The organism is Flagellimonas amphidinii, from assembly GCF_013090115.1.
In the GTDB taxonomy this organism is placed as follows: domain Bacteria; phylum Bacteroidota; class Bacteroidia; order Flavobacteriales; family Flavobacteriaceae; genus Flagellimonas; species Flagellimonas amphidinii.
The window spans coordinates 1-16,811 of sequence record NZ_JABFNN010000031.1 but is presented as its reverse complement, the minus strand read 5'-3'; the positions used below and the strand labels follow the sequence as shown (position 1 = coordinate 16,811).

The window sequence follows — 16,811 nt, the reverse complement described above, 5'->3', positions numbered from 1 at the left end:
TTCATAGCAATTTTTCAATAGTGAAACAACTAGGTTAGAAAATACCCTACCTAATATTTTAATTTTTTTGAGAAAAATAAACCTAAGGTGACTTGTGGAAAGTTAACGACTAATATTTCAGCACCAAAAAACCGCCACAGAATGGATCCAACTCCTTAATTAAAAATGGAATAAGCCCACTACCCAATTCCAAGTATAGCTCTGAGAAATTAACTTGTCTTTCTTGAAGGGACTGTACTGGAAAAACCTCATTTTGAATTTGGGTAATTCGGACAACATGATCTTTAAGTTTCTTTTTTTGTGCTTTCAAGAGTCTTTTTTCCAGAGCATCCAACCCTTTTTTCTGTTTGATTTCTTGAGCCTTTACCGCTCCCAAAAAACTCTTGTCAGTTTGTTCGGCCAGTTCATACAAATTTTTAAACTGCTCTTCCAACAGTTTTTTCTGTGGTGAAAAATCAATGTCAATATTGGAAATCTTCCTGATTTTCTTGTTGATCAAACTAGGTTGCTTCATAAAAAGATCAGAAACATTCAATTCTAATTTTTCAATCTTTTTCAACTGTTTTTCTGAAATGGCCACGACCGAATTCCGTAATAATAAGGTTGGAAAAGTAATGCCAAGAGCTTCAAAATAGGATTTCAATTCTAACCAATAGGCCAATTCCCCTCCCCCTCCTATGTAACACAGATTGGGCAAAATAATTTCTTGGTACAATGGACGGGCGATTACATTGGGCGAAAACCTTTCTGGGTATTCCTCAAGTTCTTTTTCCAATTCAGAGGGAGTAAACTCAATTTGGGTATTGACCACATGGTATTTTCCGTTCTTTTGTTCAATACGTTCCCTTAGATTTTCTTTGAGATAGAAATAATTGATTTGGCGAGGGTTGACTTGAATAGTATAATCTTTGGAAACCTTGGACAAGCTTTTGATGGTTTCCTGGACTTTTTGATGGGGAAGGTTTTCAAAAATATCCCTTTTGGCAAAAGGAACCAGTAATCTTTTAAGTTGAGCGTCATTACCATCAAGAATTACCAAACCATATTCTCCAAATAATTCATTCGCCAAATAGCGGGTTGCATCGGCCAAATTTGAATGCTCTAAATAGGCCTTTCGGAATATTGCCTTTAATTTTTCCGCATTGTCATTATTGCTCAAATGGGCTGAAAAGGTATTTAAAACAGCATCAATACCTTCGGTGTCAAGCTCACCCACTGCTCCTGATGCTTGCCTGTTCCATAAAAATCGTTTCCCCTGAAAATTGAAAAAGTTGATCTCATCAAAATCATGGTCTTCCGTAGCCATCCAATAAATGGGTACAAAATGCTGCTTGGGATACTGTTCCTTAAGCTTTTTTGCCAAATTGATGGTAGAAACAATCTTGTACAAAAAATAAAGAGGTCCCGTAAAAAGATTGAGCTGATGTCCCGTTACAATGGTGAAAGTGTTTTCATCATGTAAAGATTCAATATTTTCTTGTGTGGCTTTAGAGGTGGAATGATTGTTATATTGACCTGTAAGGGCGTCTACCAATACTTTTCTATGCGAAGTGGGATAATTGGCCTTCTTCTCTTCTATTTGATCCTTAAAACCATCAATAGTTGGAAATCTGTTGAAAAAAGGCTCCAATTCGCTTTGTTGCTCCAGATAGTCGCAAATAAGCTTGGAGAAATACCCTGTTTCCTTAAACGGTATACAATCTACTTCCATTAAAACGGTAATGAAGGGCTAAAGATAATCCTCTTCTTTTTTTCTCATCCTAAAAATTCGTTAATTACATCATAGGTCATCTGTTCCGTTCTTGTAAGAAAAAATTGTGTTTATGGTATAATTTATTGTTAGTTTTGACTCCAACTAATTGACTTTTACATGACAAGATCATTACTCTTCCTAGCCTCATTTATTTCTTTTTCTCTATCAGCACAACTAAAATCCCCTTCAGAATTCCTTGGGTACGAATTGGGTTCAGAATTTAGTCGGCATCATGAGGTAGTGGATTATTATAAATATTTGGCCCAACAAGCCCCAGATCGTGTAAAACTTGTCGAATATGGCCAAACCAATGAACGTAGACCTTTATTATTGGCTTTTGTTTCCTCTTCTGCTAATATGGCCAATCTAGAAAACATCAGAAAAGAACATTTGAAAGATACTGATGGTTCTGGCAATGGTTCAAAAGCAATCGTATGGCTGAGTTACAATGTGCATGGCAACGAGAGTGTGAGTACAGAAGCCTCCATGAAAACTATATATACATTACTTACTACAAAAAGTTCTTATTTAGAGGATGCTGTAGTGATTATTGACCCATGTATCAATCCGGATGGAAGAGATCGTTACAGTAATTGGTACAATCAATATAAAAACTCACCGTACCAAGTGGATCCCAATAGTAAGGAACACCATGAAGGTTGGTGGAGCGGAAGAAGCAATCATTATATGTTCGATCTCAACAGGGATTGGGCTTGGTTAACTCAAATTGAAAGTCAACAGCGCATTAAAGTGTACAACGAGTGGTTGCCCCATGTACATGTGGATTTTCACGAGCAAGGTGTGGACAATCCCTACTATTTTGCCCCTGCAGCAGAACCTTATCACGAAGTGATCACAGATTTTCAACGTGATTTTCAAGTGACCCTTGGTAAAAACCATGCAAAATATTTTGATGCCAACGGATGGTTTTATTTTACCAAAGAAATTTTTGATTTGTTCTATCCTAGCTATGGCGATACCTATCCCACTTACAATGGATCTATTGGTATGACTTATGAGCAAGGCGGAAGTGGTCGTGCCGGACTTGGAATAATCACTAGAATTGGGGATACGCTTACTCTAAAAGACAGATTGGCACACCATTATACCACTGGGCTTTCAACCATTGAAGTTTCATCACAAAATGCTGAAAAATTAAACACCGAGTTCAGAAAATTCTATGCAAACAAAAATTTTAAATACAAAAGTTACGTACTAAAAGGAGATAGTGATAAGCTGGAATCCCTGAAATCCTTGTTGGAAAAGCATCAGATTGAATATGGCAAACCTTCTGTTAATTCTGTAAAAGGCTTCAATTACAGCACAGGTGCAAGTGGAAGCATGTCGGTTTCAGAAAATAACAGCATTTCCATTTCCACAAATCAAACTAAAGGTACGTTGGTAAAGGTTTTGTTTGAACCCAATGCTAAATTAAGTGATTCTTTGACTTATGACATTACTGCTTGGTCTTTGCCTTATGCCTATGGTTTGGAAGCAATTGCATCCAGCTCTTCAGTTGCTTCAAATAAGACAACTGGGAGTGATACTACAACTTCAACTGAAGAAATCAGTACCAAAAATTATGCACACATTACCGATTGGAACAGCCTGAAAGACGCTCGCTTTTTAGCAGAACTGTTGAGGGAAGACATTCGTGTGAGAACCACGCACCATCCTTTTTCCATAAATGGAAAATCATTTAAAAGAGGAAGTTTAATCATTACCAAAGGAGACAATCAGAATAAAACTGACTTTATTGAAGTCTTAAAAAAGATAGCTGATAAGTATCAAAAGAACATTATAGGCTCTTCTACTGGTTTTGTCGATTCCGGCAAAGATTTTGGTTCAGGTTATGTACAAATGATCAACAAGCCAAAAGTGGCAGTATTGTCTGGCAAACCTACTTCTACCCTTCGCTTTGGTGAAATTTGGCACTTTTTTGAGCAGCAGCTGAACTACCCACTTACAGTTATTGACACTGATTATGCCAATAGGGTTGATTTAAAAGATTACCAGATTCTTATCTTGCCCGAAGGTAATTACACTTCATATTTCAATGAAAAACAATTGAAAAAAATTCAGGATTGGGTAAAAGCAGGAGGTAAAATTATTGCCATGGGAGGAGCAATTGCCGGTATTAGCGGTGAAAATGGATTTAGCATCAAAAAGAAAAAAACGGCCAAAGACTCTGTCAACAAACCTAAACCTCATCATGGCACACAACGGGAACGCATTAAAAATGCAATTACTGGCGCTATTTTTAAGACAAAAGTTGATAATACACATCCATTGGCTTATGGTTATGGTTCTGAATACTTTACTCTAAAATTGGGCAACGCTAGTTATGATTATTTGAAATCAGGAAACGCCGTGTATTTGGAAAATACGACCAAACCCATTTCTGGATTTGCTGGAAGTGAAGCACAAAAACAAATCAAGAACTCCTTGGTTTTTGGTGTAGAACAGTTTGGTCGTGGTCAAGTTATTTATATGGTGGACAACCCACTTTTTAGAGGTTTCTGGGAAAATGGAAAATTGTTCATGGCCAATGCCCTCTTTATGGTTGATTGATTTCTTTTTCATTGGTTTTAAATCGATTAGACCATGCTTCGTTTTTGAATTGCAGTAGTATCTGACCAAAATTTTGTATCTTTAATAGTCATTTTTTGGTATATATACTTCGAGATATGGAACAATCATCAACAACTTTTTTAAGAAAAGGAAATACCTTCGTACTCTTCCTTTTCACATTGGCTTCATTGCTTTCGTCCACCTACATGGTGGCATTTCAGCAAGAACAGGAAACCGAAATTGATTTTAAGCAGTACAAAGGTGAGGTCACAGATGAATCTTCGGGAAAACCTTTGGTCTTTGCAACACTTTCTGTAGAGGGCACCAATATCAGTACAATCACAAATACTGAGGGTGATTTTCTTTTAAAAGTCCCAAAGGACATGTCAGATGGAACAGTTGTAGTATCCTTCTTGGGTTATCAAAGTAAAAACATTGCTCTTTCTTCATTAAAGTCTTCCAAAAACAAAATTTCACTTTTGGTTTCGGTAACACAATTGTCCGAAGTAAACATCAATGCTCCAAAAGATGCAGCAGCTCTGGTACGTGAGACGTTGGCAAAAAAAGGAGACAATTATTTTGACAACCCTACTTTGATGACAGCTTTTTACAGGGAAACCATTAAAAAGAGAAGAAAAAATGTTTCTCTTTCTGAGGCCGTTGTCAATATTTATAAATCCCCTTACGCTTCGCTACGTAAAGATGCGGTAGAACTGTACAAAGCTCGCAAGAGTACCGATTACAGTAAACTGGATACAGTTGCATTAAAATTACAAGGAGGTCCTTTCAATACGTTATACGTGGATATTATGAAGTATCCCGAATACATCTTCTCCAATAATTCTATAAATGATTACAGGTTTACCTTTAGTCGTTCCACCAGAATTAATGACAGGTTGATTTATGTCATCAAGTTTGACCAATTGGAATCAATAATTGATCCACTATATAAAGGTGAACTATTTATTGACGTGGATAACAAGACGCTTACCAGTGCCATATACACACTAAACATTACCGATCGTGAAAAAGCTGCAAGGCTTTTTGTGCGTAAAAAACCTGCAAGGGTAGATGTATGGCCAACCGAAGTGGCCTATCGCGTTGATTACCGTGAAAAAAATGGCAAGTGGTATTACGGTTATAGTAATGTTTTGCTGGAATTTAAAGTGGATTGGGAAGATAAACTATTCAATTCTGTGTACAGTATGACTGCTGAAATGGCCGTTACCGATTGGGAAAAGAACATTACTGGAGAAGTACCCAAAAACAAGGAAAGACTGAAAAAGACCATAATTCTTAGTGATGAAGCCATTGGTTTCTCAGATCCAGATTTCTGGGGACAATACAATATCATTGAGCCAGAGAAATCTATTGAATCTGCCATTAAAAAAATACAACGCCAATTAAGAAGGTCAAAATCTAAAGGAGGCTCAGCTTCTGCTCCGTAGTTTTAAATTTCAAAAATCAGTAAAAAACATCCTAAAATAGTCGCCATATAATTGGCGACTATTTTAATTTAATGGCAAAATTCATGTTGAAATGATTAAACGAAGAAGATTTATTGGCCTAACTGCTCTGTTATCTGCGGCCACAGTATTTCCAAATGTATCTATTAAAAACAACCGCAAGGGAAAACAACATATTCGATTAATACCAAAGCGACTTAAAAAAGGTGATACCATAGGCCTCATAGCCCCAGGCTATGCCGTTAAACCAGAAACCCTTGAAGAAATTAAATCTACTCTCAAAGAAATGGGGTTTGTACCTGTCCATACGGATAGAATTCATGGAAACCATGGATACTTTAGCAATACGGATAAGGAAAGGGCCACCGATTTGAACGAAATGTTCAAAAACCCAAAAATTGACGCCATTCTTTGCGCACGTGGTGGGTATGGCTGTACTAGGATTATGCAAATGATAGATTATGAAAACATTAAAACCAATCCTAAAATATTGGTCGGATTCAGCGATATCACTGCATTATTGAATGGCATCTATGAAGAAACCGGTTTAATTACCTTTCATGGCCCCGTGGGAAGCACCCTAAAAGACGATTACAGCCAAGAATGGTTTTCAAAAATCTTGGTAAATCCTCAAAACTCCCAGAGTATTTCAAATGTAGTCTTGAAAGATGAGGAAATGATTTCTGATATTGAATACGACAGATACACAATCACTCCCGGCAAAACAACAGGGAAATTGGTAGGTGGTAGCCTTACCTTGATCAATGCGTTGGTTGGCACTCCGCATGAAATTGATTTTACAGATAAAATAGTTTGTATAGAAGATGTGGAAGAAGCTCCTTATAGAATTGATCGTATGTTGACGCAATTGATTGAAGGAGCAACTTTTAAAAAGGCAAAGGGTATTATTTTTGGAGTTTGCGCTGGTTGCAATGCTAGTAGTAATCCAATTTCATTCAACTTAAAAGAAGTAATTATGGATAGAATTGCCCCTCTTAATATCCCTGCTGCTTATGGTATGAGCTTCGGACATGTTCCCAACAACTTTACATTTCCCATAGGAATCAATGCAAAATGGGATGCGGACGAAATGAGTCTAAAACTAATGGAGCCTGCTGTTTCCTAAAGGAACTGTTATTTCATTTATTGTATGAAAATAAAAAAGGCCTGGTATTCCCAAGCCTTTCTTTTGATTATTGATTTCTTATTTTTCAAACTCTTGTATCGTCTTTATAATTATGGATACGCAGTCCATTAATTGCTCATGATTCATGACCAAAGGTGGAGCAAATCGTATAATATTGCCATGGGTAGGTTTGGCCAAAAGTCCATTTTCTTTCAAAGCCATGCAAATATCCCATGCCGTGGAGCTGTCTTCAGTATCATTAATGACAATGGCATTCAACAAACCTTTTCCTCTAACTTTTACAACCAAATTGCTGGTTGGGATAAACTTATTCAGTTCAGCTCTGAAAATTTCCCCTAATTCCTGTGCATTTTGTGCCAATCCCTCTTCTTTGATTACCTCAAGAGCTGCAATACCAACCGCTGCAGCAATAGGATTACCGCCATAGGTACTGCCATGGCTTCCCGGAGTAATAACCTCCATAATGGCGTCGTTGGCCAAAACGGCCGAGACAGGATAGGCTCCTCCAGACAAAGCTTTACCTAAAACCAACACATCTGGTTTTACCTCTTCATGGTCAACAGCCAACATTTTTCCAGTTCTTGCAATACCGGTCTGAACCTCATCAGCAATAAAAAGGACATTGTGCTTTTCACATAAAACCTTGGCTTCTTTTAAATAACCTTCTGAAGGAACATAAACCCCAGCTTCACCCTGAATAGGTTCCACCAAAAATCCTGCTACATTTTTATTATTTGTCAAGGCATTTTCCAATGCAGAGGTATCATCATACGGTATTTGGATAAATCCTTGGGTATACGGGCCATAATGTTCTCTGGCCACTGGGTCATTGGAAAAGGAAACTATCGTTGTCGTTCTACCATGAAAATTGTTCTCGCAAACGATAATTTGGGCCTGATTTTCTGGAATTCCTTTTTTACGATAAGCCCATCTTCTACAAATTTTCAATGCAGTTTCCACAGCTTCTGCACCTGTATTCATAGGTAAAAGCTTATCAAATCCAAATGTTGAAGTGGCATACTCTTCAAATCTCCCCAACATATCGTTGTAAAATGCCCGAGAGGTCAACGTAAGTGTTTTTGCCTGATCCAACATCGCACCAACAATCTTAGGATGACAATGTCCTTGGTTTACAGCGGAGTAAGCGGAAAGGAAATCGTAATATCTTTTACCTTCAACATCCCAAACATATACCCCCTCCCCTTTGCTCAAAACCACGGGAAGTGGATGATAATTATGGGCTCCGAATTTGTTTTCTAAATCTATCGCTTGCTGCGACGTCAAATGCTCTAAAACAGCCATTTTAAAAGTGTTTAAATTATAAAATAACCATTCCTTCTGTACCTTTATTCTTTCGAGGACTCGAAAAAGCAGCGTGGGAGAGAAATCATCCCTGTAGAAATCGCAAATTACAAATTATTGTTGAAAACTTAAGACAAAAACCACTCATCTGAAAGCCTTACAATCCAAAAGATTAGATTCAATTTAAGAGTATTGAGCTCCACAAATTCCAAAAAGGGATTATTTTTGCCGCATGCGAAAAAAGAACAGGCGGCGTACGTTTGAACATGTAGAAGTAATAGATGCAGGAGCCAAAGGAAAATCGGTGGGCAAGGCTCCGGATGGCCGAGTCATTTTCCTGACCAACGCGGTTCCAGGCGATGTGGTGGATGTGATGACCACTAAGAAAAGAAAAGCTTATTTTGAAGGTATTGCCATCAATTTCCATACGCTTTCAGATAAAAGAACAGAACCCAAATGTGACCATTTTGGAGTTTGCGGTGGTTGCAAATGGCAACATATGGCCTATGAGCACCAGCTTTATTTTAAACAGAAAGAGGTAGAGAATAACCTAAAACGAATAGGTAATCTGGATTTGCCTGACATCAATCCCATTTTAGGATCTAAAAAACAGTATTTCTATCGTAATAAGATGGAATATTCCTTTTCCAGCAGTAGGTGGTTGACCCAAGAAGAAATAAATTCAGAAGAGGAGATTGCTGATAGAAATGCATTGGGTTTTCATATTCCCGGTATGTGGGACAAGATTTTGGACATAAAAAAGTGTCATTTGCAGGAAGACCCCTCCAATGCCATTCGATTATCCATAAAGGGTTTCGCCATCAATAATGGACTGTCTTTTTTCAACCCCAGAAAACAAGAAGGCCTTTTACGAACATTGATGATCAGAACCACATCAACAGGTGAGATCATGGTACTGTTTCAATTTTTTGAAGATGACCAAGAAAAACGTGAATTGTTGTTGAACCATATACAACAAGAATTTCCAGAAATAACTTCTCTGCAATATGCCATCAACCAAAAACAGAATGATACCATTTATGATCAAGAGGTAGTATGTTTTGCGGGTAGAGATCACATTTTTGAAGAAATGGAAGGTCTTCAATTCAAAATCAATGCAAAATCGTTTTACCAGACCAATTCAGAACAGGCCCATGAGCTCTATCAAGTTGCTCGTGACTTTGCAGGTTTATCCGGAAATGAACTGGTTTATGATTTGTACACAGGAACAGGAACAATAGCACAATTCATCGCTAAAAAAGCTGGAAAAGTTGTTGGGGTTGAGTCTGTCCCTGAAGCCATTGAAGATGCCAAGGCCAATGCTTTGCACAACAATATATCCAACGTTGATTTTTTTGTCGGTGATATGAAAAATGTATTCAATGCTGCATTTATAGAAGAACATGGGCAACCCGATGTAATTATTACAGACCCCCCAAGAGATGGTATGCATAAAACAGTAGTTGAACAACTTTTACAGGTGGGCCCAAAAAAAATAGTCTATGTAAGCTGTAACAGTGCGACCCAAGCAAGGGATTTGGCATTGATGAAGGAAGAATATCAAGTTGTTAAAGTTCAGCCAGTAGATATGTTTCCGCAAACCCACCACGTAGAAAATGTTGTACTTTTGGAAAAACGGGTATAATTTTTGCAATCTAATCTGTTTTTGAACCTAATGAAAAAATTGCTCCCCATTCTACTTATTGCCGTGTTTTTAACCTGCATATCATCATGTGAAAAAGATGATATATGCGTTGATGGTGATACTCCCCTACTAGTCATCGGTTTTTTTGATGTTGATGATACCACAGAGGCCAAAGAAGTGGATTTACTGCGAATTCGGTCTTTGGACAATGAAACCGTTCTGGAAAATGATACGTTCAGTGACCGAACGGATTCTCCAGACTCATTATCAATTCCATTAAGAATAGACAATACCATTACCACATATCAATTCATTTCTGATTCTGCTGATGACGAAGACACCGAAGAAGAAACTGGCAATATTGACGTGTTGACCATTTCCTATGACACTCGGGAGGCATTTATTTCAAGAGCTTGTGGTTTTGTCATTAATTATGACAATATCAATGTAACCTTGCCAGATAGTGCCGAAAACTGGATTCAGGATATAAGCATTGTGCAACAAACCATTGAAAACTCCAATAATATTCATGTCAAAATATTTCATTAGTCTTTTTATTGCCCTGCTTCCAACTTTGTGCATTGCCCAGAGCAAACCTATAGACCTTCAGCAAAAGGACACTGTGGAATACAAACAAGAGTATGGGCTTCGTGTTGGTGCAGATCTAAACCGTTTGGTTTTTTCGTTTATTGATGAAGATTATACAGGCTTTGAGCTCGTTGGAGATTTTAGGCTCTCACAAAAGCTTTATGTAGCTGCTGAACTCGGAAACGAAGAAAAAACACAGACTGAAGGTCTTGGATCTACCCTTTTATATAATTACACTACTTCTGGAAGCTATATAAAAGCAGGTGTGGATTTGAACACTTATGAAAATTGGTTCGGTATGAACAATGCCATTACAATTGGTGGTCGATATGCTGTAGCCAGTTTTAGCCAGACTATAAACGAGTACAACATTTATAATGGTGATCGTTTTTTTGATTCTGGGTTTCTTCCTGGACTTTCTCCTGGTGAAGAACTTAGTGGTTTGAGTGCATCGTGGTTGGAATTTGTTCTAGGCATTAAAGCAGAACTTTTTGCAAACATTTATTTGGGAATGAGTGCCCGCCTTGGTTTTTTGATTACCAATAAAGAAGAAGAGCGTTTCTATAATCTTTGGATTCCCGGATTCAATAAAGTTACCGATGGAAGTAATTTTGGGGTGAGCTACAACTACACCATTTCATATTTGATTCCCTTTTACAAAAAATCAAACAAGAAAAAACCGGTAGAACCAGAAGAACCCGAAGCCATAGAGCAGAATTAAAACCAATCAACAAAATTTACCCAAGGTATCGTTATGAAGAATACCCATATCAACTATGTAGAGTTTAAAGCCACAGACCTTACAAAAATCAAAGATTTTTATAGTACGGCTTTTGGTTGGGTTTTTACAGATTATGGCCCCAACTATACGGCTTTTTCTGAAAGTGGTCTTGAAGGTGGTTTTGAACTAACAGAAAGTGTTGTGAACAACGGCGCACTAGTTGTGCTTTATCATGAAGATTTGGTCGCCATAAAAGAACGTATCCAAAACATTGGTGGAGAAATTGTTCAAGACATTTTTTCATTTCCTGGTGGAAGAAGGTTTCACTTTACCGACCCTTCAGGGAACGAATTGGCCATATGGTCAGATAAATAAAAAGGGCCTTTAGTCAAGACCCTTTTATCAATAGTTGAGTTAGTTGAGAAATCCTAGCCTATTTTGAGCGATTTAGCTCATTTCATTAGCATAAATCAACACTTAATCTTAGAACAAAGTTAATTAAATTTTAATTTAATGTAAAATATCTTTGTCTTGATGTTTTGCCTTCTTGCTTCCTTCGTACATTTCATAATGCACCAATCTAGACTCCAATTTACCATTAAAAACCTTTATTCTTCGAGAAGGTCGGAGACCTACGCGTTTTAAAGCATCCAAATTAGAAGTAATCAACCAAGCATTGGTATTGGCATACTGTTGTTTCAACGTATCACCAATTTTTTCGTAAAACTCGTCTGCGGCAATAGGCAAACGTTCCCCATAAGGTGGGTTAAAAACCATATGTAATTTAGAATCTACAGGTTTCTCTGTCCTAAAAAAGTCCTTTCTTTCTATTTGAATATACTCAGATAAATTGGCTTGCTCCACATTCTCTTGGGCCTTTCTAACGGCAGAGGGAGCTTTGTCGTAACCAATAATTTGATGATTGAACTCCCGCGTGCGATTTAAACAAGCATCCACTATTTTTTCATGTAGTTCTCTATCGTAGTCCTCCCAATTCATAAAAGCAAAGGATTCTCTATTAATATTGGCCGGAATGTTACAAGCAATCAATGCGGCTTCAATCAAAAATGTACCACTACCACACATGGGATCCAAAAAATCTGTTTGGCCGTCCCAACCACTCATCAATAAAAGGCCTGCGGCCAGTACTTCATTAATGGGTGCAATATTAGTTGCTATACGATATCCTCTTTGGTGCAATGAATTGCCAGAAGCATCTAAGGAAACCGTACATGTGTTTTTAAAAATATGGATGTTAATACGTATATCTGGATTGTGCGAATTAATATTGGGACGTTCCCTAGCCACTTCCCTAAATTTGTCCACAACAGCATCTTTTGCTTTTTGCGAAACGTACATGGAATTATTGAACACTTCCGTACTCATAGTGGTATCAATAGCGAAAGTCTTGTCCACATCAAAATAATCTGTCCAATCTATGGTATGGACTTTCCTGTAAAGGTCTCCTTCATTAAAAACCTTGAATTTGGCAACAGGCCTAAATATTTTAAGGGCAGTTCTTAAACAAAGATTCGCTTTGTACAAAAAGCCTAAATCACCTTCAAAAGTGACATTTCTAATGCCCTCCTCCACATTCCCAGCACCCAAATTCCTTAATTCCTTGGCCAAGATAGGTTCAAAGCCGTATAAGGTTTTTGCCAACATTTTAAAATTACCCACCATTTTTACGTAATCCTTTTCGGCAAAAATAGGCTATTTTTGCGCCCTCAACCCAACATATGGATTTTTCGCTTTTAGCTTCTCTTATCATTCCTGTATTGGCAGTTTTAATCAGTTTTGCCATTGTTTGGATTTTTAAGCCCAATCATAGTAAAAACTTAAAACTATTGCTGGCATTCAGCGGAGCCTTTTTATTGGCATTGACCTTTTTTGAGCTATTGCCAGAAGTGTATGAAAACCAGAATCCAAAAGTTATAGCGTTATTGATTTTGGCTGGGATATTGCTTCAAGTATTTTTGGAGTTTTTCTCCAAGGGGGCGGAACATGGTCATGTACATTTAAACCTTCAAAGAGATGAATTTCCATTCTTACTTTTTCTGAGTCTTTCGCTACATGCCTTGGTGGAAGGAGTTCCTATTGATGGTGACAATCCCATCATTTATGGAATTATCATTCACAAAATACCTGTTGCCATAATTTTGAGCATCTTTTTATTGAACTCAAAATTGAGTAAAAGTTCCATTTTTTTGTTCATCATCTTATTTTCATTGATGACACCCTTGGGAAGCTATCTATCCAAACATTCAAGCTTAGTTAAAGAAAACGGGCAATTATTGACGGCCTTGACCATTGGGGTTTTTCTACATATTTCCACCATAATTTTGTTTGAAAGCTCACAGGGACATTCCTTTAATATTAGAAAACTGTTTGTGATTCTTCTTGGAATAGGGATTGCTTATTTTATGTAAACCCTGGTAGTGTGATTTTCAAAAAGCGCCTTTTGTTCCAAGACAAGTTGGTATTTTTCCAACTTTTTCAAATCTTCTTTACTACGTGTATTGGTGATAATATATGTTTCTGGTTTGGACTGTAAAAAAGCATCTAAACTTTCAATGGTACCATAAATTTGAAAGGTTTTTTCAAAATTAATTGGAAAGGCACTATCAAAGCGTTTAAAGGCAATGATATCTGCTTCTTTTGGAATCTTTTGTAATGCCAAGGATACTGGACTTTGCTCTGTAAGCACTGGATAAATAATCCCAAAGAGAGTCAGTCCCGTCAAAATCCACCCAAAAGCTATACTCAGGAATGCTTTTTTCAAATGTTTCTTTTGAAAAAAATACAATCCTAAAAAACCAGCTATAGTCGTAATTGAAAGAAAAAACGAAACCATTCTCACTTCCAAAAATTGTTTTTCAAAACTTAAAGCAATATATCCCCCAATAGGCAGAACAGTAGAAACGACCAGTAAAACAATCAAACTCCATAGCGCTGTTTTGGATTTCATCTGACCTTCAGCTACTTTATTGAAATAAAAAGCTATTAAAATTGCCACAAATGGATAACAAGGCATGGGATAATTGGGCAGTTTGGTGCTAGAAATGCTAAAGAAAAGTATTGTTATTGCTGCAACTAAAAACGAAAAAAGAACAAAGTCATTTTCTTTTCTTGCCTTCCAAGCACTACCAAAACCTTGAAAAACGAAAAAGGAAAAAGGTAGCAATCCCAATATGACATATAGAGAGGTAATCAAAAATAAACCACCGTGTCCTTCTTTTTCAGAACCAAATCTGGAAATATTATGATCTAAAAAGAAACCTTCGGTCCATTCCCCCAAAGTTTCTACATGTACCAAATAATACCATGGTGTAGCCAGTAACAATACTAAAATCAAACCTAAAAAAGGTCTTAATCCTAGAATGGTCTTCAACTTAAAATCTTTCTTAAAAACTAAAAATAGTGGGATTATCATGCCTGGTAAAGCAATGGCAATGGGGCCTTTGGTCAACATTCCCAAAGCCATGGCGCCGTAAAGAGCCACAAACCATGTCCAACTATTTGTTTTATAATAGTTATAAAATGCAAACAAAGACAATGAAACAAAAAATATAAGATAGGGGTCCGGCACGGCCAAATGAAACTCTTGCACAAAAAACAAAGATGACATAAGAATGATGGCAGTAATCCAGCCCATAGTTTGGTTATGCCATTTTTTGACATTCCAATAGGTAACATAAATGGTCAATGCCCCAAAAAAGCCTGAAAAAAAACGAGCTCCAAAAGAGTTAACTCCGAAGAGTTTATATCCCAAAATCATAAAAAAATAGTGTAACGGAGGCTTATCGGTACGTAACTGCCCATTAAAAGTAGGGACAATATAATTTCCAGAAACCAACATTTCTCTAGCAGCTTCAGCATTACGGGCCTCATCTAAAATGTAAATGGGATACAAACCAATGAAAGATGTACACACCAGTAAGGCCAGCACAAAAATGGTTATACCATCGTATTTTTTTAAGATATTCATTAAGAGGTTGCTAAGCGAATCGCAAATTAACCATTAAAAAACTGCCTAAGAACGTTTTGCGTGTTTTGTTGAATTTGTTGCAGGTCGATTTTAATTTGTTTAGCATGCCACCTTTTTGGAAATCTTCTTACGATTAGATACGCCATGATAGAAGATAAAGTGCCAAATAATATTCCAAAATAAACATCAATATAAAAGTGTTGCACCAAATAAATTCTTGAAAGTCCTACCAGAGCACCAACAATCATTAGAACCCAACTGGCAGTTCTATTACGGGATAATAGTGCAAAAAAGGAAACCAAATAAAATATAGTAGCGGTATGGCCCGAAGGAAATGTATTTACATATCTTATCTTAACACCTTCCACCAAGTTGATTATATGCCCCAAGCCTGACCGATAGAAATAAAGGTAGGGTCTCAATTCTCCACTGTAAAAACCTTTTTTAAAAAGGAGTACCAATACAATTTGAAATGCAAAAGCCAACAGAAATATGGCTAACCACTTAAACCTAAATCGGAGGACCAGCAAAACTGCAAATGCTACAGTCAAGGCATTGCCCAAAGAGCTTGCTTTGGTAAAAAAAGAGTCCATGAACGGATTTCTTAAGCCATTTACAATCAATAGAATTTCACCTTTAGGAATAAAAACAAGTGGAAAAAGAAGAGCTAAAATAAGGAAAAACGGAAAAAGTCTCCTAAGAACAATTTGCATACGATGAGGTTTGCACACAAAATTATTTCAATAAGAAACTAGTTACGTTAAGGACCGATTATGTGTTTTTTACCAATTGTTTTAGAGATTGTAAAGAAATATTTACAATAACCTTACCGAAAAGTTGATTTAACTTTCTGTTGAAATTTAATTTCCTAGTAGTTCAAAAATCATCAACCAATGGCTAATGGCCCCTCCCAACACAAAAAAATGCCAAATCAAATGATTATAGGGTATGCGTTTGATGGCATAAAATAGAATTCCTATAGTATAAAAAGCACCGCCTAGAGATAGGTAAAACAATCCTTTGGATGACATGTGACCAATTAAGTAAGGTAAATCTATTACTATGATCCAACCCATCACTCCATAGAGTACCAAAGAGAACACCTCAAATTTTCCTGTAAAAAAAAGTTTGAGCACTGTTCCAAATAGAGCTATGCCCCAAACCAAGTAAAAGAGTAACCATCCTTTCGAATCACTAAGAACGGTGAGACAAACAGGTGTGTATGTACCAGCAATCAGGTAATAAATACTGATGTGGTCCAGAATGCGGAGTTTCTTTTTGAGTTTAGGGTTTCCCACGGCATGGTATACCGTTGAAGCAGAAAACAACAAGATTAATGATATACTGTAGACAATAATACTGCCCAACAAAAAAGGTGTTGCTGAAAGTTCTTTCTGTAATAAAAATATGGAACCTATAAGAGCAAGTACAATACCTATAGCATGGGAATATGCATTCCATCGTTCCTCCCGTAAAACAGAATCCAATTTAGCCGTCAAGAAAACCTATTTATAGATTACCGTCTTTGTTTTATTTGCTAAAGATAGTCTATTAAACAAAAAAGCCCCTTCACTGTTTGTGAGGGGGCTTCGAGGAAGGCGGCGACCTACTCTCCCACCTGGTGTGGCAG

The 16,811-nt window shown here is 37.1% G+C and carries 14 protein-coding genes; 8 read left to right on the top strand and 6 right to left on the bottom strand.

Annotated elements, in window-relative coordinates:
• Positions 1–109: 109 nt before the first annotated feature.
• Entirely contained in the window at positions 110–1,711 is a 1,602-nt protein-coding gene (bshC, locus tag HJC33_RS08545) for a bacillithiol biosynthesis cysteine-adding enzyme BshC (protein WP_171658404.1), read from the bottom strand.
• 159 nt (positions 1,712–1,870) lie between these two features.
• Between bshC and HJC33_RS08540 the strand changes: the two genes are divergently transcribed.
• From HJC33_RS08540 to HJC33_RS08530, 3 genes are all read left to right on the top strand, one after another.
• Complete coding sequence (locus tag HJC33_RS08540) at positions 1,871–4,324, top strand: M14 family metallopeptidase (protein WP_171658403.1); 2,454 nt, start codon at positions 1,871–1,873, stop codon at positions 4,322–4,324.
• 116 nt (positions 4,325–4,440) lie between these two features.
• On the top strand, positions 4,441–5,772 hold the full coding sequence (locus HJC33_RS08535; protein WP_171658402.1) for a carboxypeptidase-like regulatory domain-containing protein: 1,332 nt from the start codon (positions 4,441–4,443) through the stop codon (positions 5,770–5,772).
• A 91-nt stretch (positions 5,773–5,863) separates the two neighbouring features.
• On the top strand, positions 5,864–6,916 hold the full coding sequence (locus HJC33_RS08530) for a S66 peptidase family protein (protein WP_171658401.1): 1,053 nt from the start codon (positions 5,864–5,866) through the stop codon (positions 6,914–6,916).
• 78 nt (positions 6,917–6,994) lie between these two features.
• Here the strand turns inward: HJC33_RS08530 and rocD are convergent, their stop codons facing one another.
• Entirely contained in the window at positions 6,995–8,239 is a 1,245-nt protein-coding gene (gene rocD, locus HJC33_RS08525; protein WP_171658400.1) for an ornithine--oxo-acid transaminase, read from the bottom strand.
• A gap of 232 nt (positions 8,240–8,471) precedes the next feature.
• Here rocD and rlmD point away from each other — a divergent pair, with 232 nt between their 5' ends.
• Genes rlmD through HJC33_RS08505 form a run of 4 tightly spaced genes read left to right on the top strand, consistent with a single transcriptional unit; the run spans position 8,472 to position 11,568 of the window.
• Positions 8,472–9,884, top strand: a complete 1,413-nt coding sequence (rlmD, locus tag HJC33_RS08520) for a 23S rRNA (uracil(1939)-C(5))-methyltransferase RlmD (protein WP_171658399.1) — start codon at positions 8,472–8,474, stop codon at positions 9,882–9,884.
• A 30-nt stretch (positions 9,885–9,914) separates the two neighbouring features.
• Positions 9,915–10,433 carry a DUF6452 family protein gene (locus HJC33_RS08515; RefSeq protein WP_171658398.1) on the top strand — a complete coding sequence of 173 codons (519 nt, stop codon included), beginning with the start codon at positions 9,915–9,917 and terminating at the stop codon, positions 10,431–10,433.
• The gene (locus HJC33_RS08510; protein WP_171658397.1) at positions 10,414–11,193 is read left to right on the top strand and encodes a DUF6048 family protein; all 780 of its coding nucleotides are present in this window, start codon (positions 10,414–10,416) and stop codon (positions 11,191–11,193) included. The genes HJC33_RS08515 and HJC33_RS08510 overlap by 20 nt, the downstream gene beginning before the upstream one ends.
• 33 nt (positions 11,194–11,226) lie before the next feature.
• Positions 11,227–11,568 carry a VOC family protein gene (locus HJC33_RS08505; RefSeq protein ID WP_171658396.1) on the top strand — a complete coding sequence of 114 codons (342 nt, stop codon included), beginning with the start codon at positions 11,227–11,229 and terminating at the stop codon, positions 11,566–11,568.
• Positions 11,569–11,703: 135 nt separating this feature from the next.
• Here the strand turns inward: HJC33_RS08505 and HJC33_RS08500 are convergent, their stop codons facing one another.
• Positions 11,704–12,876, bottom strand: coding sequence for a THUMP domain-containing class I SAM-dependent RNA methyltransferase (locus HJC33_RS08500; protein WP_171658395.1), 1,173 nt, complete (start codon positions 12,874–12,876; stop codon positions 11,704–11,706).
• A gap of 56 nt (positions 12,877–12,932) precedes the next feature.
• On the opposite strand from HJC33_RS08500, the gene HJC33_RS08495 reads away from it, so the two are divergent.
• Positions 12,933–13,622, top strand: coding sequence for a ZIP family metal transporter (locus tag HJC33_RS08495; protein ID WP_171658394.1), 690 nt, complete (start codon positions 12,933–12,935; stop codon positions 13,620–13,622).
• Here the strand turns inward: HJC33_RS08495 and HJC33_RS08490 are convergent.
• The 3 genes from HJC33_RS08490 to trhA all read right to left on the bottom strand — a co-directional run bounded on the left by HJC33_RS08490 (position 13,610) and on the right by trhA (position 16,680).
• A complete protein-coding gene (locus HJC33_RS08490) occupies positions 13,610–15,181 on the bottom strand; it encodes an ArnT family glycosyltransferase (RefSeq protein ID WP_171658393.1) in 1,572 nt (523 codons plus the stop codon). The two genes, HJC33_RS08495 and HJC33_RS08490, sit on opposite strands and share 13 nt — an antisense overlap.
• A 26-nt stretch (positions 15,182–15,207) precedes the next feature.
• A complete protein-coding gene (locus tag HJC33_RS08485; RefSeq protein WP_171658392.1) occupies positions 15,208–15,894 on the bottom strand; it encodes a phosphatase PAP2 family protein in 687 nt (228 codons plus the stop codon).
• A 147-nt stretch (positions 15,895–16,041) separates the two neighbouring features.
• Positions 16,042–16,680 (bottom strand): PAQR family membrane homeostasis protein TrhA, encoded by a 639-nt coding sequence (trhA, locus tag HJC33_RS08480; protein ID WP_171658391.1) that lies wholly within the window; start codon positions 16,678–16,680, stop codon positions 16,042–16,044.
• Between the last annotated feature and the right edge of the window lie 131 nt (positions 16,681–16,811).